This window comes from Clostridioides sp. LIBA-6622 (assembly GCF_056716095.1).
In genome coordinates this window covers 276454-298869 of record NZ_CP196998.1, presented here as the reverse complement: position 1 = coordinate 298869, position 22416 = coordinate 276454, and the positions used below count along the sequence as shown (strand labels likewise).

Genomic DNA, 22416 nt, shown 5'->3' with positions numbered 1-22416 from the left:
GTGTAATCTTATCTATACATATCTATCAATAAGCCTTGTATCATATCAACAGTAGAAACAATATCTATATTTTCTTTTTCTTCACTAAATAGCTCACTAGTCATCTCTTCAAGTTTATTATCAACTATCTTTACATTTTTATAATATTGATGCTCCCAAAAACTACTATTTTTATCAAGCGAATACATGTTATCTACGACAGATTTTAGATACTCTTTTACAGCATTTTTATAACTATTAATATCTCCATAATTTTGAGTAAGAACAAGCCTTTCACCAGCTTTTTTTACACTTTCTAAATTTCTTTTTATATCCTCTAATGAAGAAGATTGTTTTACAAAGTTTAGGCTGTCAGAAAATTTATTGTTTTCCTTTGTTTTCTTCACCTCTATATTTCTACTTGGACTTATATTTAGCTTATCTATATTTATACCCATGATAAATCCTACCCTCTATAATATTTCATAACTTTAGGAATATAATTTTGTGTTTCTTTTGGCATTTTATATAAGTCAGAAATTGATTCTACCCCTCTGCTTTTCATCCTTCCAGGACCACCATTATATGCCATCAGCCCCATTTCTATGCTACCTCCAAACATATCTATATATTCTTTAATATGTCTAGTTCCTGCATCTATATTTTGTTCTATATTAAAAGGGTCTGTAACACCCAAGTCTCTGCAATTTTCTGGCATAAGTTGCATAAGACCCTTAGCTCCAGCAGAAGAAACTGTATTAGGATTAAAATCTGATTCAACTTTAATTATTGCCTTTATAAGATTTGCATCTATGTTATATTTTTTTGATGCTTGCTCTACAGCATTTTCAATTCTTGTCTTTACACTTTTATCTTTTGTATCAACATCTATAAATCTACTAGTTGTATTATTTACTACATTATCAAGCTCATTAAATAAATTTTCAGAATTAGATGATAAATTGTATCCATTAGAAGTCTGTTGATTATTTTGTGATATTGCTTTTAACAAAGTCATCATAATCATGTCAAATCCAGATGAATTATTATATGTACAATTACACTGATTTGTAGTGTTGCTACCAGATAATTGAGTCAATGCCAATATATTAATTAGCGAACTTATATCATTCAATATAAAACTCCCCTTTCTAAATTTTATAAACTTCAAAATTAAATTGATAAAATAGCTCTCCACCAATATTCATGTTCTACATACCATTTAACCGTTTCTCTTATACCTAAATCAAAATCATATTTTGCCTTCCAACCTAGCTCATTCTCTATTTTAGATGGGTCAATAGCATATCTTAAATCATGACCAGGTCTATCATTTACATAGGATATTAAATCTTCAGATTTACCTAAAAGATTTAATATAATTTTTACTACTTCTATATTACTTCTTTCATTATGACCACCTATATTATAAATTTCGCCTATATTACCTTTATGAATTATTAAGTCTATAGCAGTGCAATGGTCATATACATGTAACCAATCTCTTACATTTGCTCCATTACCATATACTGGTAATTTCTTATCCTCTAAAGCATTTAAAATCATGAGAGGGATTAATTTTTCAGGAAAATGATATGGCCCATAATTGTTTGAACATCTAGAAATTGTTATTGGCAATCCATATGTTCTATAGTAAGAATTTACTAATAAGTCTGCTGATGTTTTAGAAGCAGCATAAGGTGAACTTGGATTGACAGTAGATTTCTCAGTAAAAAATAAATCCTTTCTATCAATTGGCAAATCCCCATATACTTCATCAGTAGAAATCTGATGGTATCTTTTTACTCCATATTTTACAGATGCATCCAAAAGCACTTGGGTTCCCATAATATTTGTTTGTATAAATAATTCAGGATTCCTAACTGACCTATCTACATGGGATTCAGCAGCAAAGTTGATAACCATGTCAAACCTTTCTTCTTCAAATAACTTATATACCTGTTCTCTATCTGAAATATCCCCTTTAACAAACCTATAGTTAGGATTGTCTTGTATTTCTCTTAATGTTTCCAAATTACCAGCATAAGTCAACAAGTCTAAATTAACAATAAAATAATCTACATACTTATTAAGCACATAATGTACAAAATTACTCCCAATAAATCCTGCTCCTCCAGTTATCAATATTTTTTTCATATTTTTCTCCTAAATTTTAATTTTAATAAACCTCTATACAAATCTCTTTAAAACTTTTCTGTTTTTTGTCCTTTTCTGACAATAATATTTTTTCAATTTCTTCTAAAGGCCAATCAATTGATACTTGCTTATCATTCCACAGAAAACCACTTTCAAATTCTGGATGATAATAATTTGTACATTTATAACTAAATACTGCTTTTTCTGATAAAACTAAAAATCCATGTGCAAATCCTTCTGGAATATAAAATTGCTTTTTATTTTTATCAGACAGTATTACTCCTTCCCACTCTCCAAATGTTTGTGAATCTTTTCTTAAGTCAACTGCAACATCGAAAACTTCTCCCTCTGTAACTCTGACTAACTTTCCTTGAGGATATCTATTTTGAAAATGCATTCCCCTTAATACGCCTTTCCTTGAGCTAGATTCATTATCTTGAACAAAACACATATCAAGTCCAAACTCCATAAAATCCTTTTTATTGTAACTTTCCATAAAATATCCTCTTTCATCACAAAACACATTTGGTTCAACTATATATAACCCTTCTATTTTTGTCTTTATAAAATTAAATTTTCCCATTATAACAAACTCCTTTAATAAAATTTATAATAAATTTTATTTACCATAGTTACATATTTTCACTAGCTAAATTTAATAGATATTGACCATAGTCAGTTTTTATCAGTGGTTTAGCTAATTTCATTAGCTGTTCTCTGTTTATATATCCTTTTGTATATGCAATTTCTTCTAAACATGCTATGTACAATCCTTGTCTTGTTTGAACCACTTCTACATAGTTAGAAGCATCTAATAGACCTTTATGTGTACCAGTATCAAGCCAAGCCATACCTCTTCCTAAAAGTTCTACCTTTAATTTTCCTCTTATTAAATATTCATTATTTATCGAAGTTATTTCTAGTTCACCTCTAGCTGATGGTTCAACAAACTTTGCTATCTCTACAACATCATTATCATAAAAATATAATCCTGGTATAGCATAATTAGATTTAGGTATTTTAGGTTTTTCTTCTATCGATAATACATTAAAATCTTTATCAAATTCTACAACTCCAAATTCATTTGGATTGCTTACATGATATCCAAATATAGTTGCACCACTTCTTTTAACTGCATTCTCTAATCTTTCACTAAACCCATACCCATAAAATATATTATCACCTAATACAAGAGATACACTATCATTTCCTATAAATTCTTCTCCTATTATAAATGCTTCTGCAATTCCATTTGGTTTTTCCTGAATTTTATATGTTATTTTAAGTCCTAATGAACTTCCATCTCCAAATAATTCCTCAAATGCTGTTATATCTCTTGGTGTAGATATTATTAGTATATCTTGTATCCCTGCTAACATAAGAACTGACATAGGGTAATATATCATTGGTTTATCATATATTGGAAGTGTTTGTTTTGATATACATTTTGTTATAGGATATAGTCTTGTTCCAGACCCTCCTGCTAAAATAATTCCTTTCATTTTCTCCCATCCTTACATTTATTTTTTTTATTATATTATGATTATCGTATAAATGAAAAAAATATTTATATTTTATATAATATCTTATTTCGTTTTATAAAAATAATTCATTTATTTTATACTAATATCATAGTTTTTTAAATACTCTTCAATAGATTCTTCCCACTTCCTAAATGAATTTAATCCAATTAATTTCAACATAAAATTATCCAATACAGAATAGGTGGGCCTTTGAGCCTTACATTTAAAATCTTTACTTTTAATTTGATTTACTTTTATATCTATATTTTTTAATTCAAATATCTTTTTGGCGAAATCATACCAACTACATTCTCCTTTACATGTCGCATGATAAACCCCATAATGTTCTGTTTCCATAATATTTATTATAACTTTTGCTAAGTCTACTGTACTTGTTGGACTTCCAAATTGGTCATCAACGACATTAATTTCTTTGTTTTCTTTAGAAAGTCTTATCATAGTATTTACAAAATTATTCCCATCACCATATAACCATGCTGTTCTTAATATAAAGTACCTATGTGAAAATTGTTCCACAAACTTTTCTCCCATAAGCTTACTTTTCCCATACACAGACTTGGGTTCAGTTTTATTATCTTCCATATATGGATATTTAGAAAAACCATTGAACACATAGTCAGTTGATATGTGAACAAGTTTTGCATTAATTTTCTCTGATGCTATAGCTAGATTTCTTGCTCCTAATGCATTTATTTTATATGCAATCTCTACATTATCCTCACATGCATCAACCTTTGTGTATGCTGCGCAGTTTATAATTACATCAGGTTTATTATACAATATAAAATCATCTACACTAATTTGATTAGATATATCTAAATCATCTCTTGTTGTAGCTAATATAGTATATTTTAGTTGATTCGTACTTTGATTGATTGATTTTAATTGGTTGACCAATTCTTTTCCTAATTGACCATTAGCCCCTGTTATTAATACTTTCATTGATTATGCTTACCCTCCAATAAATATTCATCATTACTTAATAATTAATTATAACATAGCTTATATTTTGACTCGAATAGAATATATTTTTATATAAGTAAAAAAGAGATGTAATATTAAATGATTATCATCATATTATTACATCTCTCTAAGTTTAAATATCCAAAATATAAATTGTAATTACCAATTAATTATCAGAGCCTTATCTAAAATACTTAACTCCAGATTCAAATATCTTTTGGTCTTTTTCACCTATAATATTCTTATATACTTCCTCACCAATTCTCTCAGAATGTCCCATCTTACCAAACACTCTACCATCAACGCTAGTTATACCTTCAACCGCATAGAATGAACCATTTGGATTAAATTCAATATCATAAGTAGCTTCATTATTAAAATCAACATATTGAGTTGCCACTTGCCCATTAGCAATTAATTCTCTCATAACCTCTTCACTAGCAACAAATTTACCTTCTCCATGAGAAACTGCTATATTATGAATATCACCAACATTAGTTTGAGCTAACCAAGGAGATTTATTAGAAGAAATTCTAGTTCTAGCAATCTTAGCTTGATGACGACCAATATTATTGTAAGTAAGTGTTGGTGCATTTTCACTTTGAACTCTTATTTCTCCATATGGAACTAGTCCTAATTTGATTAATACTTGGAATCCATTACATATACCTAGCATTAGACCATCTTTTTTAGTTAAAAACTCATTTATAGCTTCTTGTACTCTAGGATTTCTAAATACAGTAGCTATAAATTTACCAGAACCATCTGGCTCATCACCTGCACTAAATCCACCTGGCAACATTATTATTTGAGAAGATTTTATCTCATTTACTATTGTATCTATAGAATCTTCTATATCTTTATAAGTTAAATTCTTAAATACTCTTATATTTGCATTAGCTCCTGCTCTTTCAAATGCTCTTGCAGAGTCATATTCACAGTTTGTTCCAGGGAATGCTGGTATAAATACTCTTGGAGTAGCTATACTTAATGATGATTTTTTAGCCTCTCCTTGTGATATATAACTTATAGTCTCTATCTTTGATTTTACCTCTTCTGCTTTAGTTGGGAATATAGGCTCTAAAGTACCACAATGTGCTTTATATAATTCATCTAATGAAAGTTCTTCGCCTTTGATGAATAAACTAGCTTCTTTAACTGTACTTCCAAGCACTATGTAATTATATCCATCTAACACATTTAAATCATCCTTCGCTAATTCAAGTACTATATTTCCATAACTAGCCTCAAATAATTTATCATCTGTAAGTGCCTTTTCAGCTTCTTCACTAAACTTAAACCCTACTTTATTACCAAAAGCCATTTTACTTATTGCTTCACCCACACCTGCAAACCCTAATGCATATGTTGATAAAACTTTATTTCCATGTATAAGTTCTCTTACCTTATCCAAGTTTTTCTTTAATTCTTCAAAATCTATAACATCATTTTCTGATTTATTTACACATAACATTACTACTTTTGAGTCTGCTTTTTTAAATTCTGGAGATACTACTTTTCTAGCATCTACTGTATCAACAGCAAATGAAACCAATGTTGGCGGAACTTCAATATCTTTAAATGTACCAGACATACTATCTTTTCCACCTATAGCAGGTATCTCAAATTTACTTTGTGCATAGAATGCTCCTAAAAGTGCTGAGAATGGTTTACCCCATTTTTCTGGATTGTTACCAAGTTTCTCAAAATACTCTTGGAATGTAAGTCTTGTCGTACTGTAATTTCCTCCAATAGCAACCAATTTACACACAGATTCTACTACTGCATATAAAGCACCATGGAATGGACTCCATTTTCCTACCTTTGGATTGTATCCATAAGTCATTATTGTAGAAGTATTAGTTTCTCCACCAAGTACTGGTATCTTAGCAACCATACCTTGAGTTGGAGTAGCTTGATACTTTCCACCAAATGGCATAAGTACTGTATTACCACCAATTGTATTGTCAAACATCTCAACTAATCCTTTTTGAGAACAAACATTAAGGTCAGATAATACTTTTGTAAATTTATCTTTCATACTTGCACACTTAGCATCTTCTACTATTTCATTAGAGTTAAAGAATGTGTTTTCTTCATCTACTCTAGTAACATGGACATCAGTAGTTTGCTTTACTCCATTTGTATCCAGGAATTCTCTATTTATATCTACAATTGCTTTTCCATTCCAGAACATTCTTAAATATCCTGTATCTGTTACTGTAGCTACATGTGTAGCTTCTAAGTTTTCTTCTACTGCTAATTGTATAAATTTATCTTTATTTTCTTTTTTTATAGCCACAGCCATACGCTCTTGTGATTCTGAAATTGAAAGTTCAGTTCCATCAAGCCCATCGTATTTTTTAGGCACTAAATCTAAGTTTATGTCCAAACTATCAGCAATTTCACCTATAGCAACACAAACTCCACCTGCTCCAAAGTCATTACATCTTTTTATCATTTGAGCAACTTCTTTATTTCTAAAGAATCTTTGTATTTTTCTTTCGTTAGGAGCATCTCCTTTTTGAACTTCTGCACTACAAGTTAAGATTGATTCTTCACTATGTTCCTTAGATGAACCAGTTGCTCCTCCACAACCATCTCTTCCTGTTTTTCCTCCAAGAAGAACTATTACATCTCCTGCTTCTGGTCTTTCTCTTACTACATTTTCTTTTGGTGCTGCTGCTATAACTGCACCTATTTCCATTCTCTTTGCAACGAAGTTTTCATCATATACTTCTGCAACTTGTCCAGTTGTAAGACCTATTTGGTTACCATATGAACTATAACCATGAGCCGCTTCTGTAGTTATTTTTCTCTGCATAAGTTTTCCAGGCAAAGTATCATCTAAAGTTGTTCTTGGGTCAGCACTTCCTGTAACACGCATTGCTTGATAAACATAACTTCTTCCTGATAATGGGTCTCTTATCGCTCCACCTAGGCAAGTAGCTGCTCCACCAAATGGTTCTATTTCAGTTGGATGGTTATGAGTCTCATTTTTAAACATTACTAAATATTTTTCCATCTTACCATCAACTTCAACATCTACATTTATACTACATGCATTTATTTCTTCACTTTCATCTAAGTCATTTAATTTTCCATTTTTCTTTAGTTCTTTTACTGCAACTGTAGCTATATCCATCAAACATATATCTTTATGTCTGTTCACATATACATTGTCTCTTGAGTTAAGATACATTTGATACGCTTCTTTTACTATATCATTAAACTTACCATCTTCTATTTTTACATTTTCTATTTCAGTCATAAAAGTAGTGTGTCTACAATGATCAGACCAGTAAGTATCTAGAACTTTTATTTCTGTTATAGTTGGATTTCTTTTTTCTGTATCTTTAAAATATTTTTGAACATGTTGTAAGTCTCCTAAAGTCATTGCTAATCCTTTTTCACTTACAAATGTCTTTAATCCATCTTCATCTAAATCTATAAATCCATCTAATACTTCAACTGTTGTTGGTATTTCAGTTTCCATTTTTAATGTTTCTGGTTTTTCTAAAGATGCTTCTCTACTATCTACTGGATTTATACAGTAGTCTTTTATTTTAGAAAACTCTTCATCAGTTACTTGACCTGATAATATATAGACCTTTGCTGTATTAATAGCAGGTCTTACACCTTGATTTACGATTTGGATACATTGAGCTGCCCAGTCACCTCTTTGGTCATATTGACCAGGAAGAAATTCTATCGCAAATACTCTTTCGCCATTTAATTTTGGTATTTCTTCATAATATACTACATCTAGATTTGGTTCAGAAAATATTGTTTTTGCTGCATTTTCATAAACTTCTTCTGATATTCCCTCTACATCATATCTATTTAATATTCTTAAATTTTCTATATTACTTATGTGTAAACTTTCCAACAAGTCTTTTTTTAAAGCTTTAGCCTCAAGGTCAAAACCTTCTCTTTTTTCAACTAGTACTCTTCTAACCATTGAGTCTTTATTTTCAGTATTCAACATACCTTATCCTCCATTTTAGAAAAATTATCTTCCTATGTCTGTTCTATAGTGCATCCCCTCAAAGTTTACTTTCTTTATATTCTCATAAACTTTTTCTGCTGCATCCTTTACTGTAGCTGATTTTGCAGTTATACCAATTACTCTTCCTCCATTAGTAACTAAATTACCATCAAGCATCCTAGTACCACTGTGGAATACTACTATATCCTCATCCAAGTTATCAAGACCAGTTATAATTTTTCCTTTTTCATAACTGTCTGGATACCCTCCTGATGTAAGCATAACACATACTGCTTCATCATCACTATAATTTATTTCTATATCTTTTAATTTATTATCCAATATAGCTTCCATTATCTCATGTAAATCTGTTTCTAATCTAAATAAAACAGATTGTGTCTCAGGGTCTCCAAATCTTACATTGTATTCAAGTACTTTCTCTCCATCTTCAGTTATCATAAGACCAACAAATAAAATACCTTTAAAGTTAAGACCATCTTTTTTGAATCCTTCTAAAGTTTTTTCTAATACTGTCTCTTTTACTTTATTTGCTAATTCTTCTGTATATATTTCACTAGGAGAAAAAGTTCCCATTCCACCAGTATTTGGTCCTTGTTCATAATTATTTACTTTCTTATGGTCTTTTGCACTTGCCATAGGAACTATTGTGTTATTGTCTACAAATGCCAAGATTGAAGTTTCTATTCCTTTTAAGAACTCTTCAATTACTATTTTATCTCCAGCAGCTCCAAATTTCTTATCTGACATCATTTCTTTTAAAGTCGCTATAGCATCTTCTCTATTTTCAGGTATTACAACACCTTTTCCAGCAGCTAATCCGTCCGCTTTTATTACTACTGGATATCCAAAGCTATCTATTTCTGATATAGCTTCTTCTAAGTTTGTATATTCTTTATATTTTGCAGTAGGTATGTTATGTTTTATCATAAAATCTTTTGAAAAAGCTTTACTTCCTTCAAGTTGAGCACATTTTTTATTAGGCCCAAAAACTCTTAGACCTTCCTTTTCAAACTCATCTACTATACCCATAACTAGTGGTACTTCTGGTCCTACTATTGTAAGACCTATCTCATTTTCTTTTGCAAATTTTAAAAGTTCTTCTATATTAGTATCACTTATATTTACACATTCTGCTACATTTGCAATTCCTGCATTACCTGGTGCGCAATAAACTTTATCTATATTCTTTTCTTTGCTTAGTTTCCAGCATATAGCATGCTCTCTTCCGCCACCGCCTACAACCAATATCTTCATAATATCCTCCTTAGTGTTTGAAGTGTCTTATTCCTGTAAATACCATAACCATATCGTACTTATCACAAGCTTCTATTGAATCTTTATCCTTTATAGAACCACCTGGTTGAACTACTGCTGATATTCCATATTCATGAGCTAATGTTACACAATCATCAAATGGGAAAAATGCATCTGATGCTAAAACAGCTCCTGTAAAGTCTTTATCTTTGTTATTTTCAAGAGCATTTTTTAATGCCCAAATTCTTGATGTTTGCCCACAACCTAAAGCTAAAGTTTGACCATTTTTTACTATCGCAATTGCATTTGATTTCATATTTTTTACTACTCTCATACCAAATTCCATGTCCTTAAGTTGTTCATCTGTTGGTTTTGCTTTTGTTACATTCTCACTTTTTTCTGCTAAAGTGCTATTTCTATCTTGTATTAATAATTTTCCATCTAAATATTTCATTTCATATGGTTGTAAACTATCTTCTATCTTAGCTAATTTTAATATTCTTAAATTTTTCTTTTGTTTAAGTACTTCTAAAGCTTCTGGCTCAAAATCATATGCTACTACTATTTCTAAGAATATTTCATTTAATTTCTCTGCTGTAGCTTTGTCTACACTAGAAGTTATTCCTACTATTCCACCAAATATTGAAACTTTATCCGCTTCATAACATTTTGTATATGCTTCAAAAGCATCTTTACCTAATCCAACCCCACATGAATTAGCATGTTTTATAGCTACTGAAACCACTTCTTTACTATCTTTGAATTCTCTCATTACTTCTAAACATCCATGTAAATCGTTTAAGTTGTTAAAAGAAAGTTCTTTACCACCTAATTGCTCATAATTTAAGATTGGATTTTTTGCATTTGATTGTGAATATAAGAAACCATTTTGATGTGGATTTTCCCCATATCTTAAAGTTTGTTCTTTTTGGAAAGTTAAATTTAATATGTCAGGATATGTATCTCCAACTTCTCCAGCAAAATAGCTAGATATTAACGCATCATATCTTCCTGTAGTTGAGAAAGCTTTATATGATAATTTTTTTCTGTCTTCTAATGTCATTGTGTCTGTTTTTAATTTTTCTATTATAGAATCATAATCTTTTATATCTACTACTACTATTACATCTTTATAGTTTTTAGCAGCAGAACGTATCATAGATGGACCACCAATGTCTATGTTTTCTATCATTTCATCATGGCTTTTGCCAGCCTTTAAAGTTCCTTCAAAATCATATAAATTTACAGCTACTAAATCTATTGAATGTATTTTGTGTTCATTTACAGTTTTCACATGAGATTCTTTATCTCTTTTGTAAAGTATCCCACCATGTATATATGGATTTAATGTTTTTACTCTTCCATCTAATATTTCTGGGAAGTTTGTAACATCTTCAACTTGCATTACATTAACTCCATTTTCTTTTAATGTCTTAAAAGTATTTCCTGTAGATATAATTTCATAATCTAGCTTGTTTAACTCTTTAGCAAATTCTACTACACCTGTCTTGTCAGTTACACTTATTAAAGCTCTCTTACTCATTTATAAACACTCTCCTACCTTGAAGTTTTAATTTATTTTCACAAAAAAGACTTAAACTCTCTTTTAAAATTCTATGTTCAACTTCTAACACTCTTTTTGCAAGTGTCTTTACATCATCATCTTGATTCACCTTAACTACATCTTGCATTATGATTGGCCCAGTATCAGCACCTTCGTCAACAAAATGAACTGTAGCACCAGTTACTTTAGCTCCATAATCTATAACACCTTGATGAACTCTTTCTCCATAGAATCCAGCTCCACAGAATGAAGGAATTAATGATGGATGTATGTTTATCATTTTGTTTCTAAACTCATTAACCAGCTTTGGGCTGATTATTTTTAAATAACCAGCCAAAACTACTAAATCTATTTTATTTTCTTTAAGAATTTCTATTATCTTGTCTTCATTAGTTTCACAAATTGCCTTTATGTTATGATTTTTAGCTCTCTCTAAGCCATAAGCATCTTGCTTACTTGAGATAACTACTTTAACCTGACCTTTTATTTTCCCAGACTCAGTTCCATCTATAACTGCTTGTAAATTTGTTCCTCCACCAGATATTAAAACTCCTATATTTAACATAATTCTACACCTTCATGACTATCTACTACTTCACCAATTATATATGCTTTATCTTCTAATAACTCACTGTATTTTTTATCTACATAAGCAGCATTGTCATTTTCTCTATTGTTTATAAAGTCTACAACATTGTTAGCATCTTCTTTATTTACTATTAAAACTAGTCCAATACCCATGTTGAAACTTTTATGAAGTTCTCTCTCATCAACAGCATTAAAACCTTCTATCATTTTAAATATAGGAGGCTTCTCCCAAGATTTTTTATTGATGTCTAATCCTAATCCTTTAGGTATAACTCTTGTTATATTTTCTATAAGCCCTCCACCAGTTATGTGAGCTATAGCTTTTATATCATGTTTAGCTAATACATCTAAAGCTAATTTAACATATATTTTAGTTGGTGTTAAAAGCGCTTCCCCAACTGTCATTCCTAGTTCTTCAACATATTGTTCCATCTTATAGTTGTAAGTTTCTAAAAATATCTTTCTTATAAAAGAAAAACCATTACTGTGTACTCCACTTGAAGATATACCAACTAATACATCTCCTGATTTAACACTATTTCCAGAAACAATCTTTTCTTTGTCTGCTATACCTACAGAGAACCCTGCTAAATCATAATCATCATCTCCATACATACCAGGCATCTCAGCAGTTTCTCCACCAATTAGTGCACAACCAGACATTTTACAACCATCTGCAATTCCACCAACTATTTTTTCTATATGCTCAGGAATTAATTTCCCAAGAGCTATATAATCAAGGAAAAATAATGGCTTTGCTCCTTGACAAATCAAATCATTTACACACATTGCAACTAAATCTATTCCAACAGTATCATGCTTGTCCATCATTTGAGCTATTTTTAACTTAGTCCCAACACCATCTGTAGATGCAAGCAAAACTGGTTCTTTCATTCCTACAAAATCTTTTAAACTGTATAATCCACTAAAGTTACCTAAATCTCCAACTACATTTCCATCATAAGTTCCTTTTATTTTACCTTTTATAAGGTCTACTGCTCTATTTCCTTCATCTATATCTACACCTGATTCTTTATATGTTAACATGAAAATAATTCCTCCTTATCAATTTTCTTAACTGGGTATTCTCCATCAAAACAAGCTTTGCAGAAAGTAGACTTGTGTTCTGCTGCATCTAACATTCCTTCTATATCTAGGAATTTTAGACTATCACATCCAATATATTCTCTCATTTCTTCTACATTGTTACTTGATGCAATTAATTTAGAACGATTTGGAGTATCTATTCCATAGTAACAAGAGTAAGCTACTGGAGGAGATGTTATTCTAAGATGAATTTCTTTTGCTCCTGCTTCTCTTAAAGATTTTACTAACTGTTTAGATGTAGTTCCTCTTACAATTGAGTCATCTACTAAAATTATAGATTTTCCTTTTATTATTGTTGAAAGAGGGTTTAATTTTATTTTTACTGCTATTTCTCTTTCTTCTTGTGTAGGTTTTATAAATGTTCTTCCTACATATCTATTTTTAACTAAGCCTTCACTTATTTTTAATCCACTAGCATTTGCATAACCAATAGCTCCTGGCCAACCTGAATCTGGAACTGGAACTACCATATCTGCATTTACATTTTCATTTTGAGCTAATCTTTCACCACATTTAATTCTAAATTCATATGCGTTTACATTGTCTATAGTTGCATCATTTCTTGCAAAGTATATGTGTTCAAATATGCAACTCTTCTTAACTGGCTTATAATTTTCTGAATAAAAATATGATTTTAATTCTCCATCTTTAACTATTATTATTTCTCCTGGCTCTACATCTCTTATAACTTCTCCGCCAAGTATATCTATTGCACAATTTTCTGATGCAAATATATATTCATCACCCTTTTTACCAAGTACAAGAGGTCTGAATCCATGTGGGTCTCTAACTGCAACCAATTCTTCCTGACTCATTATTACAAGAGCATATGCACCTTTGATATAATCCATAGTCATTTTTAAACTTTCTACTATATCACCTTTGTAATATCTTGCAAGTATATATAAAATCACTTCTGTATCTGAATTAGTTTGGAACATATATCCATCTTCTTCTAACATGTCTTTTAAATAATTTGCATTAACTAAATTTCCATTATGAGCTATGGCTAATTGTCTTTTTCTACAGCTTCCAACTAAAGGTTGGCAATTAGAAACATGACTCCCTCCAGCTGTTGAATATCTAACATGTCCAATACCTATATTTCCTTTTAACTTAGATAGTTCACTTTCTTTAAAAACATCTCCAACTAATCCCATATCTTTTTTGTACTTAATTTCTCCATCATCTAAAAGAGCTAAACCACAGCTTTCTTGCCCTCTGTGTTGCATAGAATATAAAGAATAATATAGTTCTTTAGTTACATCTTTATTAGAGTAAATCCCTAAAACTCCACACATACATTTGCCTCCTATTTATTATTCATTCTTGAAAGTACTTCTGTATAACCTTCTACAAGGTCTCCTAAGTCTCTTCTAAATCTGTCTTTGTCTAATTTTTCATTTGTGTTTACATCCCAAAGTCTACAAGTGTCTGGTGATACTTCATCTGCTAATATTATGTTTCCTTCTGAATCTTTACCAAATTCTATTTTAAAGTCAACTAACTTTAGGTTTAATTTTAAGAAAAATGCTTTTAGCAATTCATTTATTTTTAAAGTCTCTTCTCTTAAGAAGTTTAATTCTTCTCTAGTTGCCAACTTCATTGCTATGGCATAATCGTCATTTAACATTGGGTCACCATAAGCATCGTTTTTATAGCTTATTTCAAAGATTGGCTCATCGAACACTACACCTTCTTCAAGACCAACTCTTTTGCAAATAGAACCAGCAGCGATATTTCTTACTATTACTTCTAATGGTAAAATCTCTACTTTTTTAACTAGCATTTCTCTATCTGATAAACTTTTTATAAAGTGTGTATTTATATTATTTTCTTTTAACATTTCAAAGATTATTGTTGATATCTTATTGTTTAGTATACCTTTTGATGATATTTCTGCTTTTTTCTCTCCATTAAATGCTGTTGCATCATCTTTATAATAAACAACATATTCATTTTCATTATCTGTAGAATATACTTGTTTTGCTTTTCCTTCATATAATAACATTTCTGCTACCCCCTTAAATTCTTGTCGTCTTCTAGCACCTTTTGTGCCATCTCTTCTCTATATGATTTCAAATCCTCTTTTAATTTTGGGTATTTCAAAGTCATTATTTGTAATGCCAATAAAGCTGCATTTAAACCTAAATCTATTGTAACTGTTGCAACGGGTATTCCTTTTGGCATTTGAACTATTGATAAAAGTGAGTCTAGTCCATCCATAGTTGATGATTTAATAGGTAATCCTATTACAGGAATTAATGTTTGTGAAGCTATTACTCCTGGTAAATGTGCTGCCTTACCTGCTGCTGCTATTATTACATCAGTATCATCTTCTATTTCTTTTAGGAATATTGAAAGTTGTTCTGGTGTTCTATGAGCAGATAATGCTCTTGCTACAACCTCTATTCCATATTTTTCAAGCAGTTTTATCCCTTCTTCTAATTTTGGATAATCTGATTTTGAACCCATAACTACTGCTACTTTCATTAGACTTCCCCTCTCCGTTTATAAGTTATTTTACATTCTAAATCATTCGTATAATTATACGAATTATATATATTAAATTTTATATTAATATACATATATTATCAACTCTTTTTTGAAATTTTTTAAAAAAAATATTACTTGTGTTTTTTTCGTTCGTTATATTCCGAACTTTTCTCTTAGTCTTTTATAAAAACAAAAAATCATTTTTAAATTTATTATTTAAAAATGATTTTTATCAAATTCTATATATAAAGGTTTTTTATTTTTAAGTCTAATATTTATTAAAATACAACACATTATATTCACTTAATATAAAACCATTTTATCTTTTCTAATAAATCTATTTTTTAATAAAAAATAGATTTATTAGAATTTAAATACATAATTTTGCATATCTGTTTTTAATTATTTTATATAATTCTATTACTAACATTTCATTTACTACATACCTTCATAAATAAAGACATTAAATCCTCATACTCTGAAATTACAAAATCAGACTTATAAAGCAATTCTTCTACTCCATGACTTCTATGATTCATCCAAATACTCTTCCACCCAGCTTTTTTAGCACCTACTACATCATTTTTATAAGAATCACCTACATAATATGTATTCTCTCTATCTAAATTCATAACATTCTCAGCCATTCTAAAGATATTGATATCTGGCTTAGAAAAACCAACTTCACTAGAAATAAAAATATGATTTTTATCAACCCAGTTTTCAACATTCAACTGCTTTAACTTCATTCTTTGATGTGCTGATGGTCCATTCGTTATGATTCCTATATTAATATTTCTCTCTTTAGAAAAATTCAAAACTTGCTCAATTTCTGGCATTAAAGTAATTTGTGATTGTTGATATATACTCATCTTGAAAATTTTGAGCATCCTTTTCTGTAATAGGATTTCCTAATTCTTCAAAAGCCTTCATTGTTCTATATACATGCATTTTTTCAATTGGCATCTCTCCACTCTCAGTCAAATGAAACACCTCATCACTATACTTTCTACTACTTATATATAAGTCTTTAACAGAAATCCCTTTCACTGAAGAAAACATCTTATCATATGCAATATAAAAAGGTGTCAATTGATTGTATAAAGTATCATCTACATCAAAAATTAAATTAATCAAAATATTAGTCCTCCTAAATTTAATAGTGGTAAGTATAAGTCATATTATTTATTTAAAATCCTTGTAGTAACTTCTTTTAAATTATAACATTCTGCATTTTAATTTTTATATCTCTAAAGAAGCAACTCTCTTTCTATATTCAGAATAATACAATAAGACTTTAGCCACAACTTACAATATTTGGAAATTATTTTTACAAAATTTGTAGCTATATTTTTTTAGTAAATATACAAATAAAAAATCTAGACAGGCTATATTTTTAATTACATAACCTGTCTAGATTTTTTATTTTATATACTTAATCATTAGATATCTTTAAATTTTTTATTTTATTATTCTCATATGTGAACTCTTCAAATTCGGATATTAAAAGTGGTTTAGAAAAAACATAACCTTGTATATAATCACATCCTATATTTTTTAGAAACTCTACCTGTTCTAATTCTTCAATTCCTTCAGCAATTGCCTTCATGCCAAGTCTTCTGCTAAGTTCAATAATAGACTCAATGACTACCTTACCACGTTCTATATTATTTTTACTGATAAAAAATGAGCGGTCCAGTTTAATTATATCAACTTTAAAGTCCTTTAATATTCCCAGTGATGAATACCCAAATCCAAAATCGTCTATAGAACATTTAAACCCCTTATCATGAATATCATCTATTACATCTACAGACTCTGGATTTTCTAAAAAGATAGATTCTGTAAGTTCTAAATCTATCAGATATGTTGGTACATCATATTTATTACATATAAGTTCATATTTTTCTAAGAATGAATTATCATTTAAGTGTTGTCTAGATACATTAACAGAAATCCTCAATACTTCTTTACCTTCTTTTATCCATTTAGAAATCAATTTACATGTCTCCTCAAGTATATATAAATCTAACTTACATATAAATCCACTTTTCTCAAAAAGAGGAATAAAATCACTTGGATAAATTATACCTTTTTCTGAATTTCTCCAACGCACAAGAGACTCTGCTCCACTAATTTTACCACTTTTTATATCAATTTTTGGTTGTAAACATATAAAAAAGTCTTTATCTTCAAGGGCTTTTTCCATTAAATTTGAAATTTCCTTCTCAGATATTAATCGCTTTCTTTCTATATCACTATAAAAAGAAAAATCACTTTGATGAGATTTGTTGAAGCTTTTTCTTGCTGTATTTGCATAGTCTTGTATTGTGATTAAATCTTCATTACGATTTTCAATAGTGTAAATACCTGCTGATATTCTTAAAAAGTACGGATTTTCTCTACCCTCATTAAAATAATTTATATCAGCTTCTATTTTATACAATAACTCTAAAACTTCTAACACTGGTCTATTTTTAATAAACAAATAGAAAAGGTCTGCATCATGACGACATACAAATTCTTCATTTTTAGTAATATTTTTAGATAAAACATTATAAATATGTTTGAGTGTCATATTTCCTTTATCACTACCAAAGCAATCATTTATTAACTTAAACTCCTTTATATTTATCGCTATCATCATATAAGTGCTATCTGGTGATTCTGAAATTAAAGGTTTGACCAACATACTAAATTTTGTTTGGTTAATACCATTTGTTATATTATCTAAATACGCGATATTTTCTATTTGACTTACATATTTTTTTCTTATAGTATATAAAAGCCATGTTATAATCCCAATAATACATGTAACTATAAATGTCATTATTATTGTAAAAGAGTTTAACTTATTAAGTTCCCCAAGAACAGCTTCTTCAGGTACTATAAGAACAAAATACCAATCATTTAAACCTTTTGTCATTGGATAATAAGTTAATAAACATTTTATATTTTTTGATGAAGTTATTACAATATCTCCTGACATTTCATTTTTAAAATCATTAAGCATCTTTTGAGCCCAAGGCTCATTAATGGAATCTTTATACTTATAACTAAGGTCTTTTATTAATTCACTATTTTTGCCTATAAAAAGTGGTCTTCCCTTACTATTGATAATCTCAATAGTCCCTTCTCCATTAAAATTCTCTATGTTAAGAATATCATTCATACTTTCTTTATCAGAGACACCTATTAAAAGGCTCGACACCTCATGCCTATCATCAACTATAGGCACAGTATAGAGAACAACACCTAGCGACTCTATTACCTCTGAGTATTCTTTACCTTCTATTCCTTTTTTATATGAAACAGTATTCTTTAAATCAAATTTTTTTCCGCTTAAAAACTCTGCCTTACCTTCTAAATCAATTATTCCAATGTCATAATACTTATAACTAGTCTTTCTTTTAGATAAGTACTCATATCGACTATCACCCTCATATTGTTTAATAAAATCTGCCATTATTCTTAAATCAGATAAGATAAATTTTATTTTAGAATCAACATTCATTACAATTTGTGTAGATACATCCTTTAAATAGCTTTTAGTTTGTTTATTAGATATATTGTGCAGTTTTATGGTACTGAAAATAATAATTACAAGGATTGAAATAATAAGTGAATATAAGATTATAGACAAAACTAAACTATTTTTCTTATACCTTGATAATTTCATTTTTTGTCCTCCAGGTTATAAATCTATTTTTTAAATGTATATTAGCACCTACAAATTTCTCTATTAAGAATCTATTCATACTATATTATAGTATCCTATTTCTTAATATTCAAGAATTCCATATTAACATTATGTTAATAATTCGTAAATAATATCTTTATTAATCAATCATATGAGATATAATTCTTTATGTGCATAAATATAGTAAATGGAATAAATGCAATGCCTAATATCTATTAATAAAAAAACTACCCCTAATTTTGAGATAGCTCTTTATTTTAATAATGTCTTCAATATTTCATGAATAAATATATTGCAATAGTTCTCACTTATTTTCTCTAATAACATGACAAGGATTACCGTAAGCTATAGTATTAGATGGTATTGATTTTGTCACAACACTTCCTGCACCAATAGTTACATTATCTCCTATTGTTACACCTGGTAAAATAATACTTCCTCCACCAATCCAAACATCATTCCCAATTTTAACTGGAGCTGTTATAGTTTTACAAAACTTAAATCCATCATCAGTTTTTTCTCCAAATCTATCTTTAGCATTTGTTGGATGAAAAGCTGTATATATTTGCACATTAGGAGCAATTAAGGCATTATCTCCTATTATGATTTCATTATCATCTAAAAAAGTACAATTCATATTTACTTCACAATTATCACCAAAATAAATATTATTTCCATAGTCAACATAAAAAGGTGCAGTAATCCATATATTCTTCCCTCTTTTACCCAAAAGATTAGTTAAAATACGTTCCTTATTAATATTGTCATCTGATTTCAAATTATTATACTCTCTAGTTAAATCTTTTGCCTTATGCCATTGATACAACAATTCTTTATCCCCACAATCATACAATTCTCCTGCTAACATTTTTTCGCGCTCTGTCATTTCATCCTCCTACAATATTTAAGTGTTTTGACTAAATATAATATTTAATGCTACCCCTTGTATATCATTTCAGTGAAAAAGTAAATATAAAGATAGTAAATAATCATAGCTTCTACCTAAATTAACTCTATGCTGTATGTTCCTCTTAACTGAATCAAAATTTCTGACAATATCTCCATTCTTGCTTCTTGTTAATATTTTTGCCTTTAATAATTTAGATAAATTGCACATACATTCTATATTCACTACACAAATATAACACAAACTATATTTGTATTACAATTCACTATTATACTGTTTATTTATTTATTTTTGAATTTTAGTGCCTAAATTAAGTATTACTTATTGTCTCATTAAAATTTTAATGCTATAATGAATTCAAAACAATTCCGAGATAAGTGTCGGTTTTATTGCTAGAAAGGAGTTTAAACATATTTATGGATACTAAATTAAAAATACAAAAAGAAACAAGACGATTAATTTTAGAAAACGGCTATGCATCTATAACTATGAACAAAATTTATAGTTCATTAAAAATATCTGCAGGTGGTTTATACTATCATTATCATTCAGTTGAGGAAATACTATTTGATATTATCGAATCAGAAACAAATGATGTTTGGACTATTTTTGATAAAGTAAACACTTTTGAAGACTTTCTTGAATCCCTTAATGAGTATCTAAAGTTGGAGCAAAAAGATTTGCTTGATATTGATAATTCTCTAAATTCAATACTATATCAATATTATTTCAGTTTAAATCCAAAAGATAGACAAAAAATTCTGAAAAAATCACATACAAATGTACTTAATAAGATAGAATCCTTATTATCAAAAGTATTTTTGTCGAGAGAACATATCGAAGTTATAAGTAATCACTTATTTGTTATGCTTCATGGACTTACTTTTCTAGCAATGTCTGGAGAAATTAATGAAGAGAAAATTAATAATGAATTTGAATATACATTAGAATTTATTTGTAAATTACACAGGCTTGAGAAATTAGTACAAAAAAATTAGTAATGAATTTAAACATATATTAGAATTTACTTATAATTTCTGTAGAAAGGAGATTAAAAATGAAAGTAAAATTAATAAAAAAAGAGAATTATAACCTTGGTAAACTATATATTAAAGAAAAAAGTATAGAAATTGATAATACTGAATGGAAATATACAGTAAGTGGTAATGGAAACAAAGTTATATTGGCAATTATTGCTAATACTACAGGTCATTTACTAGCACTTCCTTTAGCAGAAAGATTTTCATTGTCCCATACAATAGTAGCTCTTTCGGTTCCACCAATTTCCACATTTTCTAAAACTGCTGATGGGCTTAAAGCACTGTTGGATTTTGAAAATATTTCTTCTTGTGATGCTATTGGTCAATCAAATGGAGGAGTCTACATACAAAATTTAGTTAGCAAATACCCAGAATATATAGATAAAATAGTCTTCTCACATAGTTTAACTTCAATGAATAAAAATGATGCTTACACCATAAATGCGTCTGAATTAAAAGTCTATAAAAAGATGAGAACTATATTAAAAATATGTCCTGTATCATTTATTACTTTTGCTCTTCAAAAACTCTTTGTACCTAAAATACATCTTGCTTCAGGAAATAAAGCTACAATTAAACTAAAACATCTTTGCAAATCGGACTTAAATAAATTAACAAAACAAGATTTCTTGATAATGTGCCAATGTATGGAAGATTTTTTGTATAACTATACATTCGACTCTACTCCATACTCTATAAAGCCTGACAAAATTTTAATTATAGATAGTGAATCAGATAAGCTTGCAAATCCTATGCAAAGGCAAGAAATGCGTCGCTTGTGTCCAAAGGCTAAAGAATATCACTTTAAGAGTGGAGGACATGTTACAATACTTAATTGCCAAGAAGAATATTTTTCAGTATTAGAGAGATTTTGGCTTGGTTGATACATCTACTTATATAATAAATATAATTATCATTCTAATATAATATAGTACTAAATCCTAAAATAGATTAATGATTATTCTATACTAGTCTATTTTTCTCTCTTCAAGTTTATAGAATTAATGTTAAATTCACCTCTGATACAATACAACAAAATACATATTAAGATATTTTAATAAATCTTATTACAAAAGGATTCTTATTTTATACTTTTTCTAATATTTAA

Annotated in this window: 20 protein-coding genes; 2 read left to right on the top strand and 18 right to left on the bottom strand. The window is 28.9% G+C overall.

What is annotated here, in order from left to right; genetic code table 11:
• Positions 1–8: 8 nt before the first annotated feature.
• The 18 genes from ACTG47_RS01700 to ACTG47_RS01615 all read right to left on the bottom strand — a co-directional run bounded on the left by ACTG47_RS01700 (position 9) and on the right by ACTG47_RS01615 (position 20247).
• Positions 9–437 carry a YaaR family protein gene (locus tag ACTG47_RS01700; RefSeq protein ID WP_479925861.1) on the bottom strand — a complete coding sequence of 143 codons (429 nt, stop codon included), beginning with the start codon at positions 435–437 and terminating at the stop codon, positions 9–11.
• Between the two features lie 8 nt (positions 438–445).
• Positions 446–1114 (bottom strand): lytic transglycosylase domain-containing protein, encoded by a 669-nt coding sequence (locus tag ACTG47_RS01695; RefSeq protein ID WP_021382652.1) that lies wholly within the window; start codon positions 1112–1114, stop codon positions 446–448.
• Positions 1115–1152: 38 nt separating this feature from the next.
• Entirely contained in the window at positions 1153–2136 is a 984-nt protein-coding gene (rfbB, locus tag ACTG47_RS01690) for a dTDP-glucose 4,6-dehydratase (protein WP_407813934.1), read from the bottom strand.
• Positions 2137–2158: 22 nt separating this feature from the next.
• The gene (rfbC, locus tag ACTG47_RS01685; protein ID WP_243193843.1) at positions 2159–2719 is read right to left on the bottom strand and encodes a dTDP-4-dehydrorhamnose 3,5-epimerase; all 561 of its coding nucleotides are present in this window, start codon (positions 2717–2719) and stop codon (positions 2159–2161) included.
• Positions 2720–2768: 49 nt separating this feature from the next.
• Positions 2769–3638, bottom strand: a complete 870-nt coding sequence (gene rfbA, locus ACTG47_RS01680) for a glucose-1-phosphate thymidylyltransferase RfbA (protein WP_243193842.1) — start codon at positions 3636–3638, stop codon at positions 2769–2771.
• A 111-nt stretch (positions 3639–3749) separates the two neighbouring features.
• Positions 3750–4622 (bottom strand): dTDP-4-dehydrorhamnose reductase, encoded by an 873-nt coding sequence (rfbD, locus tag ACTG47_RS01675; protein WP_479925860.1) that lies wholly within the window; start codon positions 4620–4622, stop codon positions 3750–3752.
• Between the two features lie 202 nt (positions 4623–4824).
• A complete protein-coding gene (locus ACTG47_RS01670) occupies positions 4825–8631 on the bottom strand; it encodes a phosphoribosylformylglycinamidine synthase (protein WP_479925859.1) in 3807 nt (1268 codons plus the stop codon).
• 24 nt (positions 8632–8655) lie between these two features.
• Positions 8656–9906 carry a phosphoribosylamine--glycine ligase gene (purD, locus tag ACTG47_RS01665; protein ID WP_479925858.1) on the bottom strand — a complete coding sequence of 417 codons (1251 nt, stop codon included), beginning with the start codon at positions 9904–9906 and terminating at the stop codon, positions 8656–8658.
• Between the two features lie 10 nt (positions 9907–9916).
• Positions 9917–11449 (bottom strand): bifunctional phosphoribosylaminoimidazolecarboxamide formyltransferase/IMP cyclohydrolase, encoded by a 1533-nt coding sequence (gene purH / locus ACTG47_RS01660; protein WP_479925857.1) that lies wholly within the window; start codon positions 11447–11449, stop codon positions 9917–9919.
• The gene (gene purN, locus ACTG47_RS01655) at positions 11442–12035 is read right to left on the bottom strand and encodes a phosphoribosylglycinamide formyltransferase (RefSeq protein ID WP_479925856.1); all 594 of its coding nucleotides are present in this window, start codon (positions 12033–12035) and stop codon (positions 11442–11444) included. The genes purH and purN overlap by 8 nt, the downstream gene beginning before the upstream one ends.
• Positions 12029–13105 (bottom strand): phosphoribosylformylglycinamidine cyclo-ligase, encoded by a 1077-nt coding sequence (gene purM, locus ACTG47_RS01650; RefSeq protein WP_054268781.1) that lies wholly within the window; start codon positions 13103–13105, stop codon positions 12029–12031. The genes purN and purM overlap by 7 nt, the downstream gene beginning before the upstream one ends.
• Positions 13099–14466 carry an amidophosphoribosyltransferase gene (gene purF, locus ACTG47_RS01645; protein ID WP_054268780.1) on the bottom strand — a complete coding sequence of 456 codons (1368 nt, stop codon included), beginning with the start codon at positions 14464–14466 and terminating at the stop codon, positions 13099–13101. The genes purM and purF overlap by 7 nt, the downstream gene beginning before the upstream one ends.
• Positions 14467–14477: 11 nt before the next feature.
• Complete coding sequence (gene purC / locus ACTG47_RS01640; RefSeq protein ID WP_479925855.1) at positions 14478–15176, bottom strand: phosphoribosylaminoimidazolesuccinocarboxamide synthase; 699 nt, start codon at positions 15174–15176, stop codon at positions 14478–14480.
• 5 nt (positions 15177–15181) lie between these two features.
• Positions 15182–15658, bottom strand: a complete 477-nt coding sequence (gene purE / locus ACTG47_RS01635) for a 5-(carboxyamino)imidazole ribonucleotide mutase (RefSeq protein WP_003425290.1) — start codon at positions 15656–15658, stop codon at positions 15182–15184.
• Positions 15659–16092: 434 nt separating this feature from the next.
• Positions 16093–16533 (bottom strand): HAD-IA family hydrolase, encoded by a 441-nt coding sequence (locus tag ACTG47_RS01630; RefSeq protein WP_479925854.1) that lies wholly within the window; start codon positions 16531–16533, stop codon positions 16093–16095.
• Complete coding sequence (locus ACTG47_RS01625; RefSeq protein ID WP_479925853.1) at positions 16487–16798, bottom strand: HAD family hydrolase; 312 nt, start codon at positions 16796–16798, stop codon at positions 16487–16489. The genes ACTG47_RS01630 and ACTG47_RS01625 overlap by 47 nt, the downstream gene beginning before the upstream one ends.
• Positions 16799–17096: 298 nt before the next feature.
• Entirely contained in the window at positions 17097–19340 is a 2244-nt protein-coding gene (locus ACTG47_RS01620) for an EAL domain-containing protein (protein WP_479925852.1), read from the bottom strand.
• Between the two features lie 325 nt (positions 19341–19665).
• The gene (locus ACTG47_RS01615; protein WP_169467511.1) at positions 19666–20247 is read right to left on the bottom strand and encodes a sugar O-acetyltransferase; all 582 of its coding nucleotides are present in this window, start codon (positions 20245–20247) and stop codon (positions 19666–19668) included.
• A 437-nt stretch (positions 20248–20684) separates the two neighbouring features.
• Here ACTG47_RS01615 and ACTG47_RS01610 point away from each other — a divergent pair, with 437 nt between their 5' ends.
• Both ACTG47_RS01610 and ACTG47_RS01605 read left to right on the top strand, forming a co-directional pair.
• The gene (locus tag ACTG47_RS01610; protein WP_169467513.1) at positions 20685–21266 is read left to right on the top strand and encodes a TetR/AcrR family transcriptional regulator; all 582 of its coding nucleotides are present in this window, start codon (positions 20685–20687) and stop codon (positions 21264–21266) included.
• 59 nt (positions 21267–21325) lie between these two features.
• A complete protein-coding gene (locus tag ACTG47_RS01605; RefSeq protein WP_479925851.1) occupies positions 21326–22192 on the top strand; it encodes an alpha/beta hydrolase in 867 nt (288 codons plus the stop codon).
• Positions 22193–22416 lie beyond the last annotated feature (224 nt).